We start from the raw sequence: 24,384 nt of genomic DNA, 5'->3' as shown, positions 1-24,384 counted from the left end.
GCCGGATGGCACAATGCTTATCCGGCTTTTCTAAGTCAGCTCAGGAGCGTTACTGCAGCAGAGAAATATCCGCTACGCGCAGGAACAGTTCGCGCAGTTTTGCGAGCATAGACAGACGGTTAATACGCAGATCTTTATCTTCCACGTTGACCATCACTTTCTCGAAGAACGCATCAACCGGTTCACGCAGTTCCGCCAACTCAACCAGCGCTTCCTGGTAACGACCAGTTGCAAAGACAGGCTCCAGCTTATCGCGCAGCACCACAACCTGCAGCGCCAGCGCAATTTCTTCCGGCTCTTTCAGCGTTGCCGAATTTACGCGGTCATTCAGCGTCTCTTCAGACTTCGCCAGGATGTTCGATACACGCTTGTTCGCTGCAGCCAGCGCGGACGCGGCTTCCAGCGTACGGAAGTGCGAAACCGCCTTCATACGTGCGTCGAAATCAGCCGGACGAGTCGGACGACGCGCCAGTACTGCCTGAATGGTATCGACGGTGTAACCTTCATCCTGATACCAGGCGCGGAAGCGACCGAGCATAAAGTCGATCACATCATCCACCACGTTGGCGTTAGTCAGCTTGTCGCCATACAGACGAACCGCTTCTTCGGTCAACGTTTGTAGATCCAGATTCAAGTTCTTCTCAACGATGATACGCAATACGCCCAGCGCGGCACGACGCAGCGCAAACGGGTCTTTGTCGCCTTTTGGATGCTGACCGATACCGAAGATACCCGCCAGGGTGTCCATCTTATCGGCAATCGCCACGGCACAGGCAACCGGATTAGATGGCAGGTCATCACCGGCAAAACGCGGCTGATACTGCTCGTTCAGCGCCACAGCGACATCTTCCGCTTCACCATCGTGACGCGCGTAGTGCATGCCCATCACGCCCTGAGTATCGGTGAACTCGAAGACCATGTTGGTCATCAGGTCGCACTTGGACAGCAGGCCAGCACGCGTTGCGTGGTTAACGTCAGCGCCAATCTGACCAGCAATCCAGCCCGCCAGCGCCTGGATACGGTCAGTCTTGTCGCGCAGCGTACCAAGTTGCTGTTGGAACAGCACGGTTTGCAGACGCGGCAGATGGTCTTCCAGACGTTTTTTACGGTCAGTATTGAAGAAGAATTCGGCATCCGCCAGACGCGGACGAACCACCTTCTCGTTACCGGAGATGATTTGCTGCGGGTCTTTGGATTCGATGTTGGCAACGAAGATAAAGTTCGGCAGCAGTTTGCCGTCGTTCGCGTATACCGGGAAGTACTTCTGGTCACCTTTCATGGTGTGTACCAGCGCTTCGGACGGAACAGCGAGGAATTTTTCTTCGAACTTCGCGGTCAGCACGACCGGCCATTCCACCAGCGAGGTGACTTCTTCCAGTAGGCTTTCACTCAGATCGGCGTTGCCGCCAATTTTACGCGCCGCGTCTTCAGCATCAGCTTTGATTTTGGCTTTACGCTCAGCGTAATCCGCAATCACTTTGCCGCGCTCACGCAGAATTTCTGGGTACTGATCGGCATTATCGATGGTGAACTCCGGCTCGCCCATAAAGCGATGTCCGCGGATCACGCGATCGGACTGAATACCCAGAATAGTTGCCGGAATAACTTTATCGCCCAGCAGCAGCGTCACGGTGTGAACCGGACGCACGAAGTGAACGTCAGACGCGCCCCAGCGCATCAGTTTCGGGATCGGCAGCTTCGCCAGTGAGGTGGCGATCATGTTCGGCAGCAACGCTTCAGCGCTTTCGCCTTTCACATGCGCGCGATACAGCAGCCACTCGCCTTTGTCGGTGGTCAGACGCTCAGCCTGATCAACCGTGATGCCACAGCCACGCGCCCAACCTTCGGCCGCTTTGCTCGGATGACCGCTGGCGTCAAACGCCTGGGCGATAGCCGGGCCGCGTTTTTCTACTTCACGGTCGGGTTGTGCTTCAGCCAGGGCAGCGACTTTCAACGCCAGACGACGCGGCGCGGCGAACCACTCCACGTTGCCGTGCGCGATGCCAGCATTATCCAGCTCCGCGGTAAAGTTCGCAGCAAAGGACTCAGCCAGGCTGCGCAGTGCTTTTGGTGGCAGCTCTTCAGTGCCGATTTCCACCAGAAAAGTTTTCTCAGACATGGCCGCCTCTTATTTGTCTTTGTTACACATCGGGAAGCCAAGGGCTTCACGGGAAGCGTAGTAAGCTTCTGCCACTGCTTTGGTCAGGGTGCGAATACGCAGGATATAGCGCTGACGCTCGGTGACGGAGATGGCTTTACGCGCATCCAGCAGGTTGAAGCTATGGGCGGCTTTCAGAATACGTTCATACGCAGGCAGCGGCAGCGGATTTTCCAGCGCCAGCAGCTGCTGCGCTTCTTTCTCGTACTGCTCGAAGCAGGTGAACAGGAAGTCCACGTCGGCGTATTCGAAGTTGTAGGTGGATTGCTCCACTTCGTTCTGATGGAACACGTCGCCGTAAGTGGTTTTACCCAGCGGGCCGTCGCTCCAGACCAGGTCGTAAACGCTGTCTACGCCCTGAATGTACATGGCCAGACGTTCCAGACCGTAGGTAATTTCCCCGGTCACTGGTTTACATTCCAGACCACCAACCTGTTGGAAGTAGGTGAACTGCGTGACTTCCATGCCGTTCAGCCACACTTCCCAACCCAGACCCCAGGCACCCAGCGTTGGGTTTTCCCAGTTATCTTCCACGAAACGGATATCGTGAATGGTCGGGTCCATACCCAGCTCTTTCAGAGAACCCAGGTACAGCTCCTGAATGTTGTCCGGAGACGGCTTAATCACTACCTGGAACTGATAGTAGTGCTGTAAGCGGTTCGGGTTTTCGCCATAGCGGCCGTCGGTCGGACGACGAGAAGGCTGCACATAAGCAGTCGCCATCGGTTCCGGCCCCAGCGCCCGCAGGCAGGTCATTGGGTGAGATGTCCCCGCGCCGACTTCCATGTCCAATGGTTGAACGATGGTGCAGCCCTGGCGAGCCCAGTAATCCTGTAAGGTCAGGATCAAGCCCTGGAAGGTCCTGGTATCAAACTTTTGCATATTATTTCGTGCTGGATACGTGTGGATTTAAAGGAAGCGGTCAGTATACCCGCTGGCTGCAAGATATACAGTACGAAACGGGAAAAAGGGGGAACTTAGCGCATGGAAAGGTGTAAAAACTGCCCGTCTGCATCAAAAGAGCAGACAAAACTCTCTTTACGGAAGGTAGAACCACGCATCTCATAGCTGCCCTGAAATTGTTCCAGACCGGAGATATCAATTTTCTGCACACCAGTGTTGTAGATTTGTGCCGCCTCATTTTTACACAGTGACTCCATATCCAGCGAACGTGTTGCACTGACTTTGATCTTTTGCGCCTTCTGCGCGGGTGCAGGCGGCTGGGTGTCGGCGCACGCAACCAGTAAAAGGGTAACGATCGCGGAAAAGAAATACTTCATCATCATTTTATTAGCGCCTGGTTTGCTGGTCAGTCTTATTATTAAGTGTCTGGAAACGGATGCTATTTTGAGAATCTCATCAGACCATCTCAAGCTTTAGCGTAAGAACTCGGATTTTTCCAGTGAGCTACGCTCGCAAATTTTCGGTCAGACTTTTTTTAATGGATACAGAGGAACTGATGCAGCCCAAAATATTCTGGATTGATAACCTGCGCGGGATAGCCTGTCTCATGGTTGTGATGATCCACACCACAACCTGGTACATCACCAATGCGCAAAGCGTCAGCCCGTTGAATTGGGATCTGGCCAATGTGCTCAATTCAGCTTCTCGCGTCAGTGTCCCGTTGTTCTTTATGATTTCGGGCTATCTGTTTTTTGGCGAGCGCAGCGCCAAACCGCGCCATTTCATGCGCATTGCGCTCTGCATCCTGTTTTACAGCAGCGTGGCGCTGGCCTACATCCTGCTGTTTACCTCGATCAACGCTGAGCTGTCGCTGAAAAACCTGCTGCAAAAGCCGGTGTTCTATCACCTGTGGTTTTTCTTCGCGATCGCCGTAATCTACCTGGTTTCCCCGCTGATACAGGTAAAAAATATCAGCGGCAAGATGCTGCTGGCGCTTATGGTGGTGATTGGGGTGATTGCCAATCCCAATACTGTCTCACAAAAAATTGGCGGTTTTGAGTGGCTTCCCATCAACCTGTACATCAGTGGCGACACCTTCTACTACATCGTGTACGGTATGCTAGGCCGAGCGATTGGTATGATGGATACGCACAAACGCGCACTTACCTGGCTCTGTGCGGCGTTGTTTATCACCGCAGTGTTTATTATTTCTCGAGGCACGTTGCATGAATTGCGTTGGCGAGGCAATTTTGCCGATACCTGGTATCTCTATTGCGGCCCGGCGGTGTTTATTTGTGCCGCCTCCCTCCTGACGCTGGTCAAAAATACGCTTAGTACGCGCACTCTGCCGGTACTGGGCCTTATTTCCCGCCACTCCTTGGGTATTTATGGCTTTCATGCGCTGATCATTCACGCGCTACGCACCAACGGTGTAGAACTCAAAAACTGGCCGCCGCTGGATATGCTATGGATTTTTAGCGCCACGCTGGCGGGAAGTTTACTGTTGTCTGTATTGTTGCAGCGCATCGATACGCGCAGACTGGTGAGCTAACAATAAAAGCCCTCGATCGGTAACCATCGAGGGCATACGATCACTCCGTAAAATCGTCTGCGACTGCCAGCGTTTCTTTTGGATGCTCAAAGCCACTATCACGGATATTTTTCTGCACCGCAACGGTACCAAACAGGCTTAAAAAGAAGGCCAGGCCGTAAAACCCTTTCTCGTTTAGCAGCAGCGTGGCATTCCACAAACCGATAACCAACAATGCAACCGCAATAATAAACGCGGCAAGACAGGTTATGTAGTAAATCGGCGTAGTCGGGATCCCCTCATATTTATCCCGTACCGTCTTTTGATACGACGCAGCAGAAAACAAACCAAGCACCAAAACAGCAAAGTAATACCCCTTTTCATTCAACTGCATATCGGCATTCCACAACCCCAGCAGATAAACCACAATGCCGCCGAGAAGCGCGACCCATGACACAATACTAAATGCCGGTGAATAAGTTGATGTCCTGTTTTCCATTTAGAGTTCCGGTCCTTTAGATAAATATTCTGCTGAACGCATGAGTAAAACTTGTCCCAGTAAACATACGATGAATGCCAGCGGGAACAGCCCCTTTTCGAGGGGTGATAATGGGACATTCAATACGCCCACCAACAGCACCCCTACCGTGATGAGCGCCACCATCTGACATACAGAGGCGAAGTGTTCATCGTTCTGATTGAGATTTTCTGCACGCTGATAAACGTACGTCACAAACATTCCCGTCATTAGCACAGCGAAAAAATAACCTTTGCTACTTAATAACGGGCATGCCCGCCATAAGCCAATAACGTAAATCAATGCACCAGAGAAGAATAATATCCATGGCAACAGCCTTGTCGTCTTCATTGGGACCTCCTTATTCATCATGGATACAATATGAATAACCCGCTAAAGACAACACAGAAAAGGTCACTACGCCGGACTTTCAGAATAAATTCATGCGTGCTAATTATTAATTAGATTGAAATATATATTTGATAAATCCCCTCGGTTTATCAGAGGGGATTTAGGGTCAGGACATCAGCGGTTGTAATTGCTGATAGATTCGGCGGAAGGTTTCCCGACGCTGTTGGTAAAGGGCATGGCGCTCGACATCAGGATAATGCGTCTGCTCCAGCGTAAGCTGAGGCAGAAGGTCTGATAATGGCTGCTGCGGATTAATGGCAATTTGCGCCAGACGCGCCGCACCGAGAGCAGGGCCGACATCGCCGCCGGTACGGTAATCCAACTGCAATCCGCTGATGTCAGACAGCATCTGACGCCAGTATTCGCTGCGCGCCCCGCCGCCAATCAGCGTAATGCTGGAGGGCTGCACGCCGCAGGCGTGTACCACGTCCATACCCTCAGCCAATGCAAAACCAACGCCTTCCAACACCGCCTGAGCCAGCTCCGCCGGACCATGCTGATGCGTCAGACCGAAAAATACGCCTTTCGCCTGCGGGTTGTTGTGCGGCGTACGTTCACCGGACAGATAGGGTAAAAACCAGACCGGCTCAGCATGTTCATCCGCCTGTTGCGCTGCGGCTATCAACGCAGGAACACTCGCCAGTCCGGTTAATTTTGCCGCCCAGTCCAGGCAGGATGCCGCACTTAGCATCACGGACATCAGGTGCCATCGTTCAGGCAATGCATGGCAAAAGCTATGGACCGCGCTTTCCGGTTTGCTGAGAAAGCCGTCGCTGACCGCAAAATAGACCCCGGAAGTACCCAGCGATAGCATCGCCTGACCGGCATTCATCATGCCCACGCCAACCGCCCCCGCTGCGTTATCCCCGCCTCCGGCGACCACCGCAACCTCCTGCATTCCCCAGGCCCTGGCGACTGCTGGCAACAATGTTCCGGTAATCTCACTGCCTTCATAGAGCGCAGGCATATGCGCACGAGTCAGCTTACAGGCTTCCAGCATGACATCACTCCAGTCACGCTTCGCAACATCCAGCCACAGGGTACCAGCCGCATCAGACATATCGCTGGCGAAATCGCCGGTCATACGCAGGCGCAGGTAATCTTTCGGCAGCAGGACTTTATCAACCCGGCTAAAAATCTCCGGTTCGTGGCGCTGTACCCACAGCAGCTTTGGCGCGGTAAAGCCAGGCATCATCAGGTTGCCGGTGATGGCACGAGACTGCGGAACCAGGCTCTCCAGCATGACGCACTCTTCGGCGCAGCGACCATCGTTCCACAGGATAGCCGGGCGTAATACCTTCTGTTGTGCATCCAGTAGCGTCGCGCCGTGCATCTGTCCGGCAATTCCCAACGCTTTCACCTCGCGAAGTGAATGCTGCCGACCCAGGGCTTTCACAGCGCGATCCGTTGCCAGCCACCACTGTTCTGGGTCTTGTTCTGACCATAACGGGTGCGGGCGCGAAACGGTGAGTTTCTCTGTTTGCGAAGCGACCACATCGCCCTGCTCATTGAGCAGAATGGCCTTTACGCCTGATGTGCCAAGATCTATCCCGATATACATAGGGCATCGTTCCTTAAAGAAAGGCCCGGTCGCGCGAGCTGACCGGGCTTACGGACATGCTCAGAGACCCGTTATTTGTCGAACAAATAATGGTTCACCAGATTTTCCAGCAATTCCTGATGACCGCTCTGGTGCACTGGCGCCAGGTTGTGTTGTTCAGCGTACTGCGCAATTTCCGTCAGCGTCATCTGCCCTTTCAGAATTTGCTGGCCCAGCTCACCATTCCAACCGGCATAACGTTTAGCCACGCGCTGATCCAGACCACCGTCTTCAATCATACGCGCCGCAATTTTCAGCGACAGCGCCATGGTATCCATCGCGCCAATATGACCATAGAACAGATCGTATTTATCGGTACTCTGACGACGAACCTTGGCATCGAAGTTCAGGCCACCGGTGGTGAAGCCGCCGGCTTTCAGGATTTCGTACATCACCAACGCATTCTCTTCTACGCTGTTCGGGAACTGGTCAGTATCCCAGCCCAGTTGCGCGTCCCCACGGTTGGCATCGACAGAGCCAAACAGGCCCAGTGCGATAGCGGTGGCGATTTCGTGATGGAACGAGTGACCCGCCAGCGTGGCGTGGTTGGCTTCGATATTCAGTTTGATCTCTTTTTCCAGACCGAACTGCTTGAGGAATCCGTATACGGTCGCCGCATCGTAATCGTACTGGTGCTTGGTCGGTTCCTGCGGCTTCGGCTCGATAAGCAAAGTGCCCTGGAAACCGGTTTTGTGTTTGTGTTCCACGACCAGTTGCATGAAGCGACCAATTTGCTCACGTTCCTGCCGCAGATCGGTATTCAGCAGCGTTTCATAGCCTTCACGACCGCCCCACAGAACGTAGTTTTCACCGCCTAATTTATGCGTGGCATCCATAGCCGTAACCACCTGCGTGGCGGCCCAGCTGAACACTTCCGGATCCGGGTTCGTGGCCGCGCCCGCGCCGTAACGTGGGTTGGTGAAGCAGTTTGCCGTTCCCCACAGCAGCTTCACGCCGCTCTGCTCCTGTTTTGCCGCCAGTACATCAACCATCTGCGCAAAATTGTTTTTGTACTCTTTCAGCGACGCACCTTCCGGCGAGACATCCACGTCATGGAAGCAGTAGTAGGGCACGTTCAGCTTGTGGAAAAACTCGAACGCCACGTCCGCCTTGCGCTTCGCTAATTCCAGCGCTTCACCGGGCTGCTGCCACGGGCGATTAAATGCACCAACACCAAACATATCTGCACCATTCCAGCAGAAAGTGTGCCAGTAGCAGGCAGCAAACCGCAGGTGATCTTCCATACGCTTGCCTAACACTAACTCATCAGAGTTGTAGTGGCGAAATGCTAATGGATTAGTTGATTTGGTGCCTTCATAACGAACGCGCTCAAGCTGGTCAAAATAGGCTGGCATAATGAACTCCATAATCAGGTAATGCGGCGGGTGATGGATAATGTCGTAATATTGGGCACTCCCCACCTATTGCTCAATTATGTTATTTCATACTGCCATTGAGATAATTCACAAGTGTGCGCTACTTCTCAAAATAAAATCTGAACAATTTAAAAATTGTTACTTATCAAACTTAAATGCAACCCAGGTAACGAATCATTTAAAATACGATCCCGGTCATAAATCAAGAAATAAACCAAAAAACGTAATTGGAAGATAAAAATCTATAATTGCCTTCCCGCCGTTACCTGTTAAAACTCTGCTACGTCTTATGCTGTGATTGTTACTTTTACTGCTGTTTCCCCCCTACAAAAGGCATCACGATTATGAAGATGAAGAACATTTTACTTGCTGTTTGCACATCCCTTTTACTCACCAGTGTCGCAGGTCATGCCAAAGAAGTAAAAATCGGTATGGCGATTGATGATCTCCGCCTGGAACGCTGGCAGAAAGATCGCGATATTTTCGTCAACAAAGCTGAATCGCTTGGTGCGAAAGTATTTGTACAATCGGCGAATGGTAATGAAGAAACCCAAATGTCGCAGATTGAAAACATGATAAACCGGGGCGTGGATGTCCTTGTGATAATCCCTTACAACGGCCAGGTATTAAGCAATGTTATCAAAGAAGCAAAACAAGAAGGGATCAAGGTGCTGGCTTACGATCGCATGATCAATGATGCTGACATCGATTTTTATATCTCTTTCGATAATGAAAAAGTAGGTGAATTACAGGCTCAATCATTAGTCAATATTGTTCCCGAAGGGAATTATTTCCTGATGGGTGGCTCACCCGTTGATAACAACGCGAAGCTGTTCCGCGCTGGACAAATGAAAGTATTAAAACCTTATATCGACAGCGGAAAAATTAAGGTGGTGGGCGATCAATGGGTTGACGGCTGGTTACCGGAGAATGCGTTGAAGATTATGGAAAATGCGCTAACCGCCAACAATAACAAAATTGACGCAGTAGTTGCCTCAAATGACGCCACAGCTGGCGGTGCGATTCAGGCGCTGAGTGCGCAAGGATTATCAGGAAAAGTCGCTATTTCCGGACAAGATGCAGACCTTGCAGGCATCAAGCGCATTGTCGCCGGGACTCAAACCATGACGGTTTATAAACCTATTACATTGCTCGCAAATACCGCTGCGGAAATCGCCGTCGAACTGGGAAATGATCAACAGCCTAAAGCAGATACTTCGCTGAATAATGGCCTGAAAGATGTCCCTTCCCGACTACTCACACCTATTGATGTTAACAAAGATAATATTAACGAGACCGTCATTAAAGACGGATTCCACAAGAAAAGCGATCTGTAAGCCATGTGCCCTCTGCAAATCAGAGGGCAATAAAACGTGGTGTCAAATTCGCCACGGATAAACGTGAATGTCCACGCAGGGTTCTCTTATTGGCTTATGTGGAGCAGTTATGCCATATCTTCTTGAAATGAAAAACATTACCAAGACATTCGGCGTAGTGAAGGCGGTTGATAACGTTAGCCTTAGGATCAATGCTGGCGAAATTATTTCATTATGCGGTGAAAATGGTTCGGGTAAATCGACGCTGATGAAAGTTCTGTGCGGAATTTACCCGCATGGAACCTACGAAGGCGAGATCATTTTTGCTGGCGAAGCCATCCGTGCCAGCCATATTCGTGATACCGAACGTAAGGGTATTGCGATCATCCACCAGGAATTAGCCCTGGTGAAAGAGTTAACAATACTGGAAAATATTTTCCTCGGTAACGAAATGACCCGTAACGGCGTTCTTGATTACGAGATGATGACGTTACGCTGTCAAAAATTACTCGATCAGGTCAGTTTGTCTATTTCGCCAGATACGCGCGTGGGCGATTTAGGATTAGGGCAACAACAGCTGGTAGAAATTGCAAAAGCGCTGAATAAGCAGGTCCGCTTACTTATTCTGGATGAACCAACGGCCTCCCTCACCGAGCAGGAAACTGCAATACTGCTGAATATTATACGTGACCTACAACAGCATGATATCGCCTGCATTTATATTTCACACAAATTGAATGAAGTTAAGGCCATCTCGAATACCATTTGCGTTATTCGCGACGGTAAACACATCGGCACACGCGATGCGACCAACATGACTGAAGACGATATTATCACCATGATGGTTGGTCGTGAGCTCACCGCACTTTACCCCAGCGAGCCTCATACCACGGGAGAAGAGATTTTACGGGTTGAGAATCTGACAGCCTGGCATCCCGTCAATCGCCATATAAAACGCGTCAACGACATTTCTTTCTCACTCAAGCAGGGCGAAATTCTCGGCATTGCCGGACTCGTCGGTGCAGGACGTACCGAAGCCGTACAGTGTCTGTTTGGCGTCTGGTCTGGTCGTTGGGAGGGAAAGATTTTTATTGAAGGCACTCAGGTGCATATCCATAACTGCCAGCAAGCTATTGCTCATGGCATCGCCATGGTGCCTGAAGACAGAAAAAAAGATGGCATTGTTCCGGTGATGGCTGTGGGGAAAAATATCACACTGGCTGCACTCGATAAATTTACCGGGAGCATGAGCCATCTTGATGATGCCGCTGAACAAAAATGCATTCTGGAATCGCTTCAACAGCTCAAAGTAAAAACATCGTCCCCCGACCTTGCGATCGGGCGTCTGAGCGGAGGGAATCAGCAAAAAGCGATTCTCGCGCGTTGCCTCCTGTTAAATCCCCGGATTCTCATTCTTGATGAACCCACCAGGGGTATTGATATCGGCGCCAAATATGAAATCTACAAACTCATCAACCAGCTCGTCCAGGAAGGCATTGCCGTGATTGTCATCTCCTCTGAATTACCTGAAGTGCTCGGACTAAGCGATCGCATCCTCGTGATGCATGAAGGAAAACTGAAAGCTAACCTGGTAAATCATAACCTGACTCAGGAGCAGGTGATGGAAGCCGCATTAAGGAGCGAACATCATGTCGAAAAACAATCCGTCTGAAGCGAAACTTTCTCCCTCTATCACAGGTGGTTTCCCAGCAATAAAATCGCTTAACTTGCAAGTCTTCGTCATGATTGCGGCGATTATCGTGATTATGCTGTTTTTCACGTGGACCACTGATGGCGCATACCTGAGCGCACGTAATGTCTCGAACCTGCTTCGACAGACTGCGATTACCGGTATTCTTGCCGTGGGTATGGTGTTTGTGATCATTTCCGCTGAAATCGATCTCTCTGTCGGTTCCATGATGGGATTATTGGGCGGCGTAGCGGCGATCTGCGATGTTTGGCTAGGCTGGCCTTTACCGCTGACGGTGATCGTGACCCTGACTCTGGGATTGCTCCTCGGGGCATGGAATGGATGGTGGGTTGCTTACCGCAAGGTTCCGTCGTTTATCGTCACCCTTGCGGGAATGCTGGCTTTCCGCGGTATTCTGATTGGCATCACCAACGGCACCACCGTATCACCCACCAGCGCAGCAATGTCTCAGATTGGTCAGAGCTACTTGTCTGATGGCACAGGCTTTGTCATCGGTGCTCTCGGCTTAATGGCGTTTGTTGGCTGGCAATGGCGAGGCCGTATGCGTCGCCAGGCGTTAGGACTTGCCACTCCCGCATCAACGTCGGCTGTGGGTCGCCAGGCATTCACAGCCATTGTCGTCTTAGGGGCAATCTGGCTATTAAACGATTATCGTGGTGTTCCAACGCCCGTCCTGCTGCTGACGCTGCTGCTGCTCGGTGGGATGTTTATGGCCACGCGCACTGCATTCGGTCGGAGAATTTACGCCATTGGCGGGAATCTGGAAGCCGCCCGCCTTTCAGGTATCAACGTTGAACGCACCAAACTTGCCGTCTTCGCTATTAATGGTTTGATGGTCGCCATTGCCGGGCTCATTCTTAGCTCCCGGCTTGGCGCAGGTTCCCCTTCCGCAGGGAACATTGCAGAACTGGATGCCATTGCCGCATGTGTCATCGGGGGAACCAGCCTGGCGGGAGGGGTCGGGAGTGTTGCTGGCGCCGTCATGGGCGCATTTATTATGGCTTCTCTCGATAATGGAATGAGTATGATGGACGTCCCCACCTTCTGGCAATACATAGTGAAAGGAGCGATATTGTTGTTGGCGGTATGGATGGACTCAGCAACCAAACGTCGTTCCTGAATTTAAGAAGTGGGTGTATCTCAATGCCGGTTAATGCAACCGGCATTGTCTTTTCTACATGATTCAGCAGGAAAAGAACCATGTTTTATAAACGTCATCGTATTACGTTGTTATTTAATGCCAATAAAGCCTACGACCGTCAGGTGGTTGAAGGGGTTGGCGAGTATCTGCAAGCGTCGCAATCGGAGTGGGATATCTTCATAGAAGAAGATTTTCGTGCTCGCATTGATAACATTAAAGAGTGGTTAGGCGACGGCGTTATTGCCGATTATGACGATGATGATATTGCGCAATTACTTGTCGATGTGGATGTTCCGATCATTGGCGTTGGGGGTTCCTACCATCTGCAGCAAGATTATCCACCAGTACATTACATTGCCACCGACAACCATGCTTTGGTTGAAAGCGCTTTCCTGCATCTGAAAGAGAAAGGGATTAACCGCTTTGCATTTTATGGTCTTCCGGCTTCAAGCGGTAAACGCTGGGCCGCAGAACGTGAATATGCGTTTTGCCAGTTGGTTGCCAAAGAGAAGTACCGCGGCGTCGTCTATCAGGGGCTGGAAACCGCGCCGGAGAACTGGCAGCACGCGCAAAATAGGCTGGCGGACTGGCTGCAAACCTTACCTCCACAAACTGGGATTATCGCCGTCACCGACGCACGTGCGCGGCACGTTCTGCAGGCCTGTGAACATCTGCATATTCCGGTACCGGAAAAACTGTGCGTCATTGGTATCGATAACGAAGAGCTGACCCGTTATCTGTCACGAGTCGCCTTGTCCTCCGTCGCTCAGGGGGCCAGACAAATGGGGTATCAGGCAGCCAAACTACTTCACCGCCTGCTGGCTCACGAAGAGATACCCTTACAGCGCATTCTGGTTCCTCCTGTACGCGTTGTTGCGCGTCAGTCTACAGATTATCGTTCACTTACCGATCCTGCCGTTATTCAGGCGATGCATTACATTCGCAACCATGCCTGCAAAGGTATCAAGGTTGATCAAGTGTTGGACTCAGTAGGGATTTCACGTTCGAATCTGGAGAAGCGCTTTAAAGAAGAGGTCGGAGAGACCATTCACGCCGTGATTCATGCCGAAAAGCTGGAAAAGGCGCGCAGTCTGTTGATTTCTACCACGCTTTCAATCAACGAAATTTCACAGATGTGCGGCTATCCGTCTCTGCAGTATTTCTATTCGGTATTCAAGAAAGAGTACGACACGACGCCAAAAGAGTATCGCGATGTGAACAGTGAAGTGTTGCTATAAGGATGATAGCCGGAGGGCGAAGTCGCCATCCGGCACTCGAAATTACATATGCGCGGCGATTAAACGCTGGTTGTCCTGATACATTGCGAACAGATAGTTGTTATAACTCTGTCCCTTAGTGGAATAACCCTTCAGCTTATGAATCATCGCGGTGGCGGTGACTTCCTGATCGGCTTTACGCAACTGCGCACGTGACTTACGGAAGGAAGAGTAGGCCGGATGCGTATTCAAATTAATGACGTAAGCATTCACCGACTCTTTCACTGATTCAAACTGTGAGTAGCCTTTCACCTTACCCGGTGCATTGTTACAACGACCCTTGCCACATTTCATGCCAAACAGGTTGTTGTTGCTCCGCGCCAGCTTCGACGTACCCCAGCCGCTTTCTGCCGCAGCCATGGTTGCCACCATACTGGTCGGGATAATGTCTACACGCTCAAGCAGCGTATTCCACGGAATTTTACGCGTGTTACCAGACCAGTTCACCTTGTAGCGCTTCGCGATGTCTTTCATACGCGTACGCTCAGTCGGTGACCAGCGGTTCTGGTACTGTTTTGAAATCAGCCAGTTACGGTCCGCCGTAATGGCAGCATTTTGACTGGTAATATAAGGCATAACTGTCCGGAGAAACGCTTTTTTCCTTGGTGTTCCGGAAGGGTATTTTCGCAAATCAGGAAGTGAACTACTCTTTGCACTATTGCGAGAATACTCTTGTTTACTGCTAACCTGTTTATTACTTGCCTTGGTTATCTGGGGCTTGTGACTCGTTGTCGCCGTGTGTGTCTTTGCCAGCACCTCACCCGAAAATGCAACGGTGAGTAACATAAGAATCATTGCCCCATATCGTCGAATGGGAGTCAATATCATTAGGTCTCCTGGTCGGATTTATACATTCCAACACCTTATATTTTTCACAAAAATGAGAGATGAATCTCAAATCATATCAAAAATAGCCGTCAAGAGCACCCTCAGGAATAGTCCAATTCTGAAACTATGTCACGTATTAACAGTTCTGGGTGCCATTAATTCGAAGAAAATGTGGAGGTTATCGCAAAATAAGTTCATTTTTTGCGCGCGATCGCTCACCCTCACTTCTCCTCCTGGCGGAATCAACTCAAAGGAGGAGTTTCCGGCCTGATTTCACTGGCAAACTGGCGAAAATCGCAGCATCAAGGACAGCACTATGAAACTTGCCGCCGTTGCGCTGGCGCTAATGCCCGGCATTGCCATCGCCTCATCATGGACGTCTCAAGGACTTCCCACCTTCGAAGCGGAAGGTACGGGTAAATTCGTCAGCCATGCAGCGTTGACGAAGGGTACCCGTCCTTTAACCCTGAATTTTGACCAACAGTGCTGGCAGCCTGCTGATGCGATAAAACTCAACCAGATGCTGTCGCTAAAACCTTGTGAAGGCGCGCCGCCACAGTGGCGTTTATTCAAAGACGGCGATTACACGCTGGAAATCGATACCCGCTCCGGTACGCCGACGCTGATGCTGTTGGTAAAAAGTGCTAAGGACACCGTCACCACCCAGATTCGCCAATGCCCGAAATGGGACGGTTCACCATTAACGCTGGACGTGAGCCAGACCTTCCCGGAAGGTGCAGTGGTGCGTGATTTCTACAGCCAGCAAACGGCAACGGTAAAAAACGGGTCGATTACCCTACAGCCCGCCGCAACCAGTAACGGGCTGTTGCTACTGGAACGGGCGGAAACCGATGCCCCCGCTGCTTTCGACTGGCATAACGCCACGGTGTATTTCGTCCTGACGGACCGCTTTGTGAATGGCGATCCGAGTAACGACCACAGCTATGGGCGTCGCAACGACGGCATGCAGGAAATTGGCACGTTCCACGGTGGCGATTTGCGCGGGCTCGCCAGCAAACTCGACTACCTGCAACAGTTAGGCGTCAACGCCCTGTGGATCAGCGCGCCGTTTGAGCAAATCCACGGCTGGGTCGGAGGTGGCACCAAAGGGGACTTCCCCCACTACGCTTACCACGGCTACTACACCCAGGACTGGACCACGCTTGACGCCAATATGGGAAACGAAGCGGACCTGCGTGCGCTGGTTGATGGCGCACACCAGCGCGGCATCCGTGTCTTGTTTGATGTGGTGATGAACCATACCGGCTACGCCACGCTGGCGGATATGCAGGAGTATCAGTTTGGGGCACTGTACCTATCGGGCGATGAGCTGAAAAAAACGCTCGGGGAACGCTGGACGGACTGGCAGCCAGCCGCCGGGCAAAGCTGGCACAGTTTCAATGATTACATCAACTTTAGCGATAAAGCTGGCTGGGAAAAATGGTGGGGAAAAAACTGGGTCCGCACCGATATTGGCGATTACGACAATCCTGGCTTTGACGACCTGACGATGTCGCTGGCCTTCCTGCCCGATCTGAAAACCGAATCCACCACGCCTTCCGGGCTGCCAAACTTTTATCAGCACAAGCCGGATACGCACGCCAAAGCCATCGCCGGTTACACGCCCCGGGATTATCTGACGCACTGGCTCAGTCAGTGGGTGCGTGATTATGGAATTGACGGATTTCGGGTTGACACCGCTAAACACGTCGAGCTTCCCGCCTGGCAGCAGCTAAAAACACAAGCCAGCGCGGCGCTGGTCGAATGGAAGAAAGCCAATCCGGAAAAAGCGCTGGATGATAACCCCTTCTGGATGACTGGCGAGGCCTGGGGTCACGGTGTGATGCAAAGCGACTATTACCGTCACGGCTTCGATGCGATGATCAATTTCGACTACCAGGAGCAGGCGGCAAAGGCCGTCGATTGTCTGGCAAATATGGACCCCACCTGGCAGCAGATGGCGGATAAATTGCAGAACTTCAACGTCCTGAGCTATCTCTCCTCGCACGATACACGTCTGTTCCGCGAAGGTGGAGACAACGGCGCCGAGCTATTGCTGCTGGCACCTGGCGCGGTTCAACTCTTTTATGGCGACGAGTCGGCCCGCCCCTTTGGCCCAACCGGCTCAGACCCATTACAGGGTACGCGCTCAGAGATGAACTGGCAGGATGTGACCGGGAAATCTGCCGCCAGCGTCGCCCACTGGCAGCGAATCAGTCAGTTCAGGGCCAGGCATCCCGCCATTGGCGCCGGTAAACAAATCACGCTGCCGCTGACGCAGGGATACGGATTTATTCGTGAGCATGGCGACGATAAGGTGATGGTGGTGTGGGCCGGTCAGCCCTGATCCCGGCAGGCTTCTCGCTGTGCACGCAGCGGGAAGCTTTACTCAACATTAAAAACCAGCCAAATAAAAATCAGTAGCACAAAATCTCAATCCGGCCTGATACCCCTGATTTGCACCCTGCCATGGGTAGCGCTATGGTTAGCCACTTTATTACTCAGTTCGACAGACCACCTGCTATGACATTCTCACTTTTTGGCGACAAATTTACCCGCCATTCAGGCATCACACGCCTGATGGAGGACCTTAACGACGGTTTACGCACCCCAGGCGCCATCATGCTCGGTGGCGGCAATCCGGCGCAAATTCCAGAGATGCAAAATTACTTTCAATCTCTGCTGGCAGATATGCTGGAAAACGGCAAAGCCACTGATGCGCTTTGCAATTACGATGGTCCACAAGGTAAAACCGAGCTGCTGTCTGAGCTGGCGAAACTGCTACGTGAGAAGCAGGGTTGGGATATCGAGCCACAAAATATTGCACTGACAAATGGCAGTCAGAGCGCATTTTTCTACTTATTCAATCTGTTCGCCGGACGCCGCGCCGACGGAACAACGCAAAAAGTGTTGTTCCCGTTAGCTCCGGAATACATTGGCTATGCCGATTCCGGGCTGGAAGAAGATCTTTTTGTCTCCGCGCGTCCAAACATCGAACTGTTACCAGAAGGTCAGTTTAAGTATCACGTTGATTTTGAACACCTGCACATCGGTGAAGAGACGGGCATGATCTGCGTGTCACGTCCGACAAACCCGACAGGCAACGTGATCACCGATGAAGAGCTGATGAAGCTGGACCGGCTGGCCAACCAGCATGGGATCCCGCTGGTGATTGATAACGCCTATGGCGTACCGTTCCCCGGCATCATCTTTAGCGAAGCGCGCCCGCTGTGGAACCCCAACATTGTGCTGTGCATGAGCCTTTCCAAGCTGGGTCTGCCAGGCTCCCGCTGCGGCATCATTATCGCGAATGAAAAAATCATCACCGCCATCACCAACATGAACGGCATTATCAGTCTCGCGCCTGGCGGAATGGGTCCGGCAATCATGTGCGAAATGATTAAGCGCAACGACCTTCTGCGCCTGTCCGAGACGGTTATTAAGCCGTTTTATTATCAGCGCGTTCAGGAGACGATTGCGATCATTCGCCGCTATTTATCTGAAGATCGCTGCCTTATTCATAAACCGGAGGGCGCGATTTTCCTGTGGTTATGGTTCAAAGATTTGCCTATCACTACCGAACTGTTGTATCAGCGTCTGAAAGCGCGCGGCGTGCTGATGGTTCCTGGTGACTACTTCTTCCCGGGTCTGGATAAACCCTGGCCGCATACCCATCAGTGTATGCGGATGAACTACGTGCCAGAACCGGAGAAAATCGAAGCTGGAGTGAAGATTCTGGCTGAAGAGATCGAACGCGCCTGGCAGGAAGGCTAACGCAAGTCCCGACCTAACGACAGGTCGGGACTCACATTACTGTGGAAGTGAACACAGACGCTGGCGCTGAATACTGACGGCATCTATACACTGCAACGCGCTGGTCGGGCAGGCTTCGACACACGCGGGTCCCGCATCACGGTGCCAGCATAAATCGCACTTTATCGCCTGCACCCGAGACGAGCGGGCGACGACATTCATTGCCCCAAACGGGCAGGCCAGCATACAACTTTTACAGCCAATACAACGCGTCTGTTCAACGAAGATATGCCCATGTTCACGACGAATTGCGTGCGTCGGGCAGACATTTGCACAGGGAGCGTCCTCGCATTGATGGCAGGCGACTGCCGTCGTAAAGGCGTCGTCTTTGATCACGCGGATGCGCGGGGTAAACGCAGTGGAAGAGACCGACGCGCAGTCCTGGTTTTGCTGGTGCGCGACGACGCAAGCAACTTCGCAGGTACGACACCCAATACATTTTGCCGCATCCGCCATAATAAACTCGTTCATTGCTCCCTCCGTCTGCGTGAAAACCACAGAGTGCCAGAGAGGTTGCCCCTGACGCCTTGATCGGACAGGGGAAACGGTTAAATATTGTCAGGTGCCTGAACAACTATGGCGATCCGCCTAATCGCGAACGGTAAAGCCCAGCTCATTAGAAATGGCCGGATGACGATGCTTCGGGTCTTATCCGGACTACCACATTGAAAAGATTGCCCTCCTCCCTGAGGACAAACGGGTGAGAATCAGAAACGCCAGGTCAGACCGGACATAAAGGTAAAGCTGTCATCACGGTCAACCATCGGGCTATTTTTAATATCATCTGGCAGCGCACTATAGTTGGCGCTGGCCAGCAGCGTCAGATTGCTGGTCAATGCGTATTTAGCGGAAAGGCCAACATACGGTGTCCAGCTATCGCCAGGGGAGTAACTTGATAACCCACTACGGCGGGATTCATTGCCAGAGATGCCGTAGTAATATTCGTTGAAGTTTTCGTCATAGTAGAGCACGCCAATCGCCGGCGTCAGCGTCAGCTTGCCCATCGGCATTTGGCGAAACAGAGACATTTCCCCAACCCAACCGTTGCTGTTGTCCAGCACATCCGCTGCTGCGGAGACTTTCACACTGCCCCATTTCTCATGGTGATACCATGCAGCACCCGCCATCGCGGTTGCGTCACGCTTGTTCAGTTGCTTCATCGCTTGATCGTCGTTATCACCCGGATCAAACTCAAGCGGCATGTACGAGGCAGTAATGCTAAATTCATTACTTTCATTTTTTGAAAGAATATAACCTAACGTTGTTTGCCTAAAATAAAATGATTCACTTTCATAACTGACAAGCGGTACTGCGTGAACGTTATCATTATATCCACGATAAGGAGATTCGTTATATACAACGCCGCCGCCAATAGAAAATTCTGCGGCAGTTGCGCTCGCCATAAATGAAAAGGCGAATAGCGCCACAATATTGCGTTTAATTAACATGCCCACATTCCATTTTAAAATAAGATACAAAACGCGTGCATAATAATGCTTACAATTTCATCGGTGCAAGATTCATATTTATATAGTAATATATACAAACATATATATATTGGGTTTGGCGATGAACAAATTACAACTCAAACACCGGGAACTGAAGATTATTTCGGTAATTGCTGCCAGTGAAAACATCAGTCATGCCGCTACGGTTCTCGGCATCGCACAAGCCAACGTTAGTAAGTATCTTGCTGATTTTGAATCCAAAGTTGGACTAAAGGTATTTGATCGCACCACTCGACAGCTCACCCTCACACCGTTTGGTACAGCGCTGCTTCCTTACATCAATGACATGTTGGACAGAAACGATCAGCTCAATAATTTCATTGCTGATTATAAGCACGAAAAACGTGGCCGGGTAACCGTATATGCTCCGACGGGCATAATTGCTTATTTATCGCAACATGTGATCGCAAAAATTCAGGATATTGGTGGAATTAGCCTCTCACTTAAAACATGTAACCTGGAACGAAAGGCATTTTTTGAAGGTGTCGACTTCCCTGAAGATTGTGATATTTTAATTACCTATGCGCATCCTAAAGATGAATCTCTGGTTGCCAGTTTCATTACCAAATATGCGGTGACGGCTTTTGCCAGCCCTGAGTATATCAAAGCACATCCTATTAGTAGCCCTGATGAACTGGAAGAACATTCCTGTATCCTGATTGATTCCATGATGATAGATGAGGCTAATATCTGGCGTTTCACTTCTGCCGGAGGCAAGGAGATGCACGATTATCGGGTAACCGGAAATTATGTCTGCGACAATACACAGTCTGCACTGGCGCTGGCACGTAACCATCTGGGCATTGTTTTTGCGCCAAATGCGAGTGTGCAAAAAGATGTTGAATCCGGGTCGCTGGTTCCATGTTTCTCAGAACAACATGAATGGTGGCTGGATTTGGTGGTGATTTTCCGCAAACGTGAATATCAGCCATGGCGGGTACAGTTTATTCTTGATGAGATGTTGGCAGAGATCCGCCAGCAACTTACTCAGGCGCTGGAACAGCAGCCTGAGTAAGCGAATTAGGGTACCAGGTTCAAAATGGTAAGCAAAATAGCCTGCGCCTAGTGATCGAGATACAGATAATGCACCCAACTGGTCATACGCAGCAGAACCTTACGCATCACTGACACATGGGTGAAGTGATCAGAATAAACCGCGACCTGCGCATAAATCCCATCAGGCAGAGCGTTCACATCCACATTATCATTCAGCTCAATCGTGGCGATCACCCCCTCCGATCCGGGCGTAGAATTTAAGGATTGCAGCACCCCATTCGACTGATATGTCCCCCCCGGTACGGCCGGACTGATGGCAGCCAGTTTGCCGCTGAAAACCTTACCCGGCAAGGCGTTAAACACCACCTCAGCTTCATCGCCTGGCTCCAATCGCAGCAACGAGTTTTGCCGGAACTGGGCGATAATTTGCCGTTTTTGATCCGGGATAAACACCATCACCGGACGCATAGGCAGCGCGGCGGCATAGGTTCCCGGTCGCATCAGCACCTGCGTAACGTAACCATCGCTGGGCGCGCGAACCACTGTCTGGTCCAGGTTGAACTCCGCTTCGGCTAACTGCGCTTTCAGGCTGGCAATTTGCGAATTCTCACCCTGCACCAGGCTGTCTAACTGACTCTGGATTTGCTGTTGTTCCGCAACGGAGGATTTCACCGCTGCTTCCTGCGCCAGATAGTTTTGCCGCGCCGCATCGATATCGCGTTCAGAAAAAGGATTGACCTTTGCCTGACACCCCTGCGCATAGCGCTGGTAATCTTTAGCTAGCTTGTCACGCGTAGCCTTTGCCCGCTGCGTGTTGGCTTGCATTTCGTCTAACTGCGCCACCAGCACCTGCTCTTTATGTTGTGCGGTGACAATATCAGCTTTCAGGCGATCAACTCGTGCCTGATAACGTCCCGGATTAAGTTTAAACAGTACCTCACCTTTTTTGATCAGCGTATTCTTCTTATCCGTCACTTCCGTCACGACCCCCGTGACCTGCGGTACTACGGGAATAGAAATTACTGCCTTTTGCGCCTTAAATGTATACGGATGGTTATAATTCATCAGTAATATAAGCCCGCAAACAATGAATATACCGCCCAATGCTGCAGTGGGTACTGTCCATTTATTGGCAGGAATTTTAAAAATCTTAAATATTGACCATGCGCACGCCACATAGGTCAGAACGATCAATAAATCCATCGATATTACTCCGCCGGAGAGGTCTTCGCCTCACCCAGTTTCTTTTCCAGATCGGCAACCCTGGCCTGCAACTGGATCAGGGAAGAATCCGCGCTTTGCATACCCCACCCGCGTTCCGGGCGATAAAGCGTTGCCCAGATCCATAAAAAGGGCCACATGACATGTAAGGTAAACAAACTCACCCAGCCCGCGACATGTATTGCGTCAGCATGAGGATGGTTACGTTTCTTTGCAATGAGATAGGGAATATCATGCAGAATAATAATCCCGTAAAAAATGACCAGGAATACAAAAATAAGCACTCCTAATGCAAAATAATTAAGGAACATATTTGCCTCAGGGATTTAAATTGAAAATTCGGCTGCAATTTGATTTACACAATAGAGTTGATAATAGTAGTGGAATGACCAGATTGGATGCAATCGTCTTATTTATATAACGATATATGGGTTTATATATAACTGCAGAATAAAGATATGCCCGGCGCAAAACCGGGCAATAAGTGATGAGAAATTAAAATAGTCCCAGCGGTTTATCTGAGTAGCTCACCAGCAGACATTTGGTTTGCTGATAATGCTCGAGCATCATCTTATGCGTCTCGCGCCCGATGCCTGACTGCTTATAGCCACCGAATGCCGCATGGGCCGGGTAAGCATGGTAACAGTTGGTCCAAACACGCCCCGCCTGAATCCCACGGCCCATCTTGTACGCCAGATTTCCGTTACGGCTCCAGACACCAGCGCCAAGCCCATATTGGGTGTCATTGGCGATTTCCAGCGCCTCTTCCATGGTTTTAAAAGTCGTGACGGCCAGCACGGGCCCGAAGATCTCTTCCTGGAAAACCCGCATGTTGTTCTTGCCAAACAGAATGGTTGGTTCGAGGTAATAACCTTCTTTTAAGTCGCCATCCAGTTGCTTGCGCCGCCCGCCGGTGAGAACATCAGCCCCTTCTTTCTTACCAATATCGATGTAATTCAAAATGGTTTCCAGTTGACCATGCGAGACCTGCGCACCCATTTGCGTCACGCTGTCTAACGGGTTGCCGCTGCGAATACTCTCCACCCGGCGAATAGCTCTTTCCATAAAACGTTCGTAAATAGATTCCTGTACTAACGCACGGCTCGGACAGGTACACACTTCACCCTGATTGAAGGCAAACAGCGCGAAACCTTCCAGCGCTTTGTCAAAAAACGCATCTTCTTCATCCATCACATCAGCGAAGAAGATATTGGGCGATTTCCCACCCAGCTCCAGCGTGACGGGAATAATGTTCTGCGTGGCGTATTGCATGATCTGCTGCCCAACTTCCGTTGATCCGGTAAACGCCACTTTCGCAATGCGCTTAGACGTCGCCAGATACTCACCGATTTCCCCACCCGCACCGTTTACCACGTTTACCACGCCTGGCGGGAGCAGATCGCCGATGACTTCCATCAGCAACAGCACGGACAGCGGCGTGAGGCGCGCGGGTTTAAGCACGACGCAGTTACCCGCCGCCAGCGCGGGCGCCATCTTCCAGCTGGCCATCAGCAGCGGGAAGTTCCACGGGATAATTTGCCCTACCACGCCAAGAGGTTCATGGAAGTGATAAGCCACGGTCTCGCTATCAACCTCGCTTATTCCCCCTTCCTGCGCACGAATACAGGAAGCGAAATAGCGGAAATGGTCAATCGCCAGCGGAACATCTGCCGCGCTGGTTTCGCGGATGGGCTTACCGTTATCCCAGGTTTCTGCCGTCGCCAGCAGTTCCAGGTTTTGCTCCATACGATCGGCGATTTTGAACAGTATCGCCGCCCTGTCCTGCACGGATGTCTGCGCCCACTTGTCTTTTACTTTGTGCGCGGCATCCAGTGCCAGATCGATATCCTTTTTGCCGGAAGAGGCCACTTCGCACAGTAATTGCCCGGTTACCGGCGTCAGGTTTTGGTAATACTCGCCGTCCACCGGGGCAACCCAGTCACCGCCGATAAAGTTATCGTATCGGGCTTTTAACTTCAGAGGGTAACCATACTCGCCGGGATAAATACGCGTTGAAGGGGGGTTATTGGTCATGACCGTCTCCTTGCTGTAGGGGTACTACAAGGGTAGACGGGGC

21 protein-coding genes are annotated in these 24,384 nt (G+C 51.2%); 8 read left to right on the top strand and 13 right to left on the bottom strand.

What is annotated here, in order from left to right; translation table 11 throughout:
• Positions 1-49: 49 nt before the first annotated feature.
• The 3 genes from glyS to HV243_RS00890 form a co-directional block, all read right to left on the bottom strand.
• Positions 50-2,119 (bottom strand): glycine--tRNA ligase subunit beta, encoded by a 2,070-nt coding sequence (glyS, locus tag HV243_RS00900; RefSeq protein WP_053388703.1) that lies wholly within the window; start codon positions 2,117-2,119, stop codon positions 50-52.
• Positions 2,120-2,128: 9 nt separating this feature from the next.
• Positions 2,129-3,040, bottom strand: coding sequence for a glycine--tRNA ligase subunit alpha (glyQ, locus tag HV243_RS00895; RefSeq protein WP_001168551.1), 912 nt, complete (start codon positions 3,038-3,040; stop codon positions 2,129-2,131).
• Between the two features lie 95 nt (positions 3,041-3,135).
• A complete protein-coding gene (locus HV243_RS00890; protein WP_016154920.1) occupies positions 3,136-3,444 on the bottom strand; it encodes a YsaB family lipoprotein in 309 nt (102 codons plus the stop codon).
• A 173-nt stretch (positions 3,445-3,617) separates the two neighbouring features.
• Between HV243_RS00890 and HV243_RS00885 the strand changes: the two genes are divergently transcribed.
• Positions 3,618-4,613 (top strand): acyltransferase, encoded by a 996-nt coding sequence (locus tag HV243_RS00885; RefSeq protein WP_046275799.1) that lies wholly within the window; start codon positions 3,618-3,620, stop codon positions 4,611-4,613.
• A 40-nt stretch (positions 4,614-4,653) separates the two neighbouring features.
• On the opposite strand, the gene yiaA is transcribed toward HV243_RS00885, so the two are convergent.
• The 4 genes from yiaA to xylA form a co-directional block, all read right to left on the bottom strand.
• A complete protein-coding gene (gene yiaA, locus HV243_RS00880) occupies positions 4,654-5,091 on the bottom strand; it encodes an inner membrane protein YiaA (RefSeq protein WP_016154922.1) in 438 nt (145 codons plus the stop codon).
• Positions 5,092-5,460: an inner membrane protein YiaB gene (gene yiaB / locus HV243_RS00875; protein ID WP_047415855.1), complete on the bottom strand. Its 369-nt coding sequence runs from the start codon at positions 5,458-5,460 to the stop codon at positions 5,092-5,094.
• Positions 5,461-5,626: 166 nt separating this feature from the next.
• A complete protein-coding gene (gene xylB / locus HV243_RS00870; protein ID WP_053388704.1) occupies positions 5,627-7,081 on the bottom strand; it encodes a xylulokinase in 1,455 nt (484 codons plus the stop codon).
• Between the two features lie 71 nt (positions 7,082-7,152).
• Positions 7,153-8,475, bottom strand: a complete 1,323-nt coding sequence (gene xylA / locus HV243_RS00865) for a xylose isomerase (protein WP_016154925.1) — start codon at positions 8,473-8,475, stop codon at positions 7,153-7,155.
• 365 nt (positions 8,476-8,840) lie between these two features.
• Here xylA and xylF point away from each other — a divergent pair, with 365 nt between their 5' ends.
• From xylF to xylR, 4 genes are all read left to right on the top strand, one after another.
• Entirely contained in the window at positions 8,841-9,833 is a 993-nt protein-coding gene (xylF, locus tag HV243_RS00860; RefSeq protein WP_016154926.1) for a D-xylose ABC transporter substrate-binding protein, read from the top strand.
• Between the two features lie 109 nt (positions 9,834-9,942).
• The gene (locus HV243_RS00855) at positions 9,943-11,484 is read left to right on the top strand and encodes a xylose ABC transporter ATP-binding protein (protein WP_053388705.1); all 1,542 of its coding nucleotides are present in this window, start codon (positions 9,943-9,945) and stop codon (positions 11,482-11,484) included.
• Positions 11,462-12,643 carry a xylose ABC transporter permease XylH gene (gene xylH, locus HV243_RS00850; protein WP_016154928.1) on the top strand — a complete coding sequence of 394 codons (1,182 nt, stop codon included), beginning with the start codon at positions 11,462-11,464 and terminating at the stop codon, positions 12,641-12,643. Before HV243_RS00855 ends, xylH begins: the two co-directional genes overlap by 23 nt.
• An 80-nt stretch (positions 12,644-12,723) precedes the next feature.
• Complete coding sequence (xylR, locus tag HV243_RS00845; RefSeq protein WP_016154929.1) at positions 12,724-13,902, top strand: D-xylose utilization transcriptional activator XylR; 1,179 nt, start codon at positions 12,724-12,726, stop codon at positions 13,900-13,902.
• Positions 13,903-13,944: 42 nt separating this feature from the next.
• Here xylR and HV243_RS00840 read toward each other — a convergent pair whose 3' ends face one another.
• Positions 13,945-14,769, bottom strand: coding sequence for a protein bax (locus HV243_RS00840; protein WP_016154930.1), 825 nt, complete (start codon positions 14,767-14,769; stop codon positions 13,945-13,947).
• Between the two features lie 316 nt (positions 14,770-15,085).
• On the opposite strand from HV243_RS00840, the gene malS reads away from it, so the two are divergent.
• Positions 15,086-17,116: an alpha-amylase gene (malS, locus tag HV243_RS00835; RefSeq protein WP_053388706.1), complete on the top strand. Its 2,031-nt coding sequence runs from the start codon at positions 15,086-15,088 to the stop codon at positions 17,114-17,116.
• Positions 17,117-17,250: 134 nt separating this feature from the next.
• Entirely contained in the window at positions 17,251-18,543 is a 1,293-nt protein-coding gene (gene avtA / locus HV243_RS00830) for a valine--pyruvate transaminase (protein ID WP_242672055.1), read from the top strand.
• A gap of 36 nt (positions 18,544-18,579) precedes the next feature.
• Here avtA and HV243_RS00825 read toward each other — a convergent pair whose 3' ends face one another.
• Complete coding sequence (locus HV243_RS00825) at positions 18,580-19,053, bottom strand: 4Fe-4S dicluster domain-containing protein (RefSeq protein WP_053388707.1); 474 nt, start codon at positions 19,051-19,053, stop codon at positions 18,580-18,582.
• Positions 19,054-19,289: 236 nt separating this feature from the next.
• Complete coding sequence (locus HV243_RS00820; protein ID WP_053388708.1) at positions 19,290-20,030, bottom strand: MipA/OmpV family protein; 741 nt, start codon at positions 20,028-20,030, stop codon at positions 19,290-19,292.
• 121 nt (positions 20,031-20,151) lie between these two features.
• Between HV243_RS00820 and HV243_RS00815 the strand changes: the two genes are divergently transcribed.
• Positions 20,152-21,105: a LysR family transcriptional regulator gene (locus HV243_RS00815; protein ID WP_016157735.1), complete on the top strand. Its 954-nt coding sequence runs from the start codon at positions 20,152-20,154 to the stop codon at positions 21,103-21,105.
• Positions 21,106-21,152: 47 nt separating this feature from the next.
• Here the strand turns inward: HV243_RS00815 and HV243_RS00810 are convergent, their stop codons facing one another.
• The 3 genes from HV243_RS00810 to aldB all read right to left on the bottom strand — a co-directional run bounded on the left by HV243_RS00810 (position 21,153) and on the right by aldB (position 24,341).
• Positions 21,153-22,289, bottom strand: a complete 1,137-nt coding sequence (locus HV243_RS00810) for an HlyD family secretion protein (RefSeq protein ID WP_181603922.1) — start codon at positions 22,287-22,289, stop codon at positions 21,153-21,155.
• 5 nt (positions 22,290-22,294) lie between these two features.
• Entirely contained in the window at positions 22,295-22,618 is a 324-nt protein-coding gene (locus tag HV243_RS00805) for a DUF3302 domain-containing protein (protein WP_016154947.1), read from the bottom strand.
• A 184-nt stretch (positions 22,619-22,802) separates the two neighbouring features.
• Positions 22,803-24,341 (bottom strand): aldehyde dehydrogenase AldB, encoded by a 1,539-nt coding sequence (aldB, locus tag HV243_RS00800; RefSeq protein WP_019078065.1) that lies wholly within the window; start codon positions 24,339-24,341, stop codon positions 22,803-22,805.
• Positions 24,342-24,384: the final 43 nt, after the last annotated feature.

It is taken from the genome of Citrobacter sp. RHBSTW-00599 (genome assembly GCF_013784065.1).
GTDB lineage: Bacteria > Pseudomonadota > Gammaproteobacteria > Enterobacterales > Enterobacteriaceae > Citrobacter > Citrobacter braakii.
This window is presented reverse-complemented; position numbering and strand designations above follow the sequence as displayed.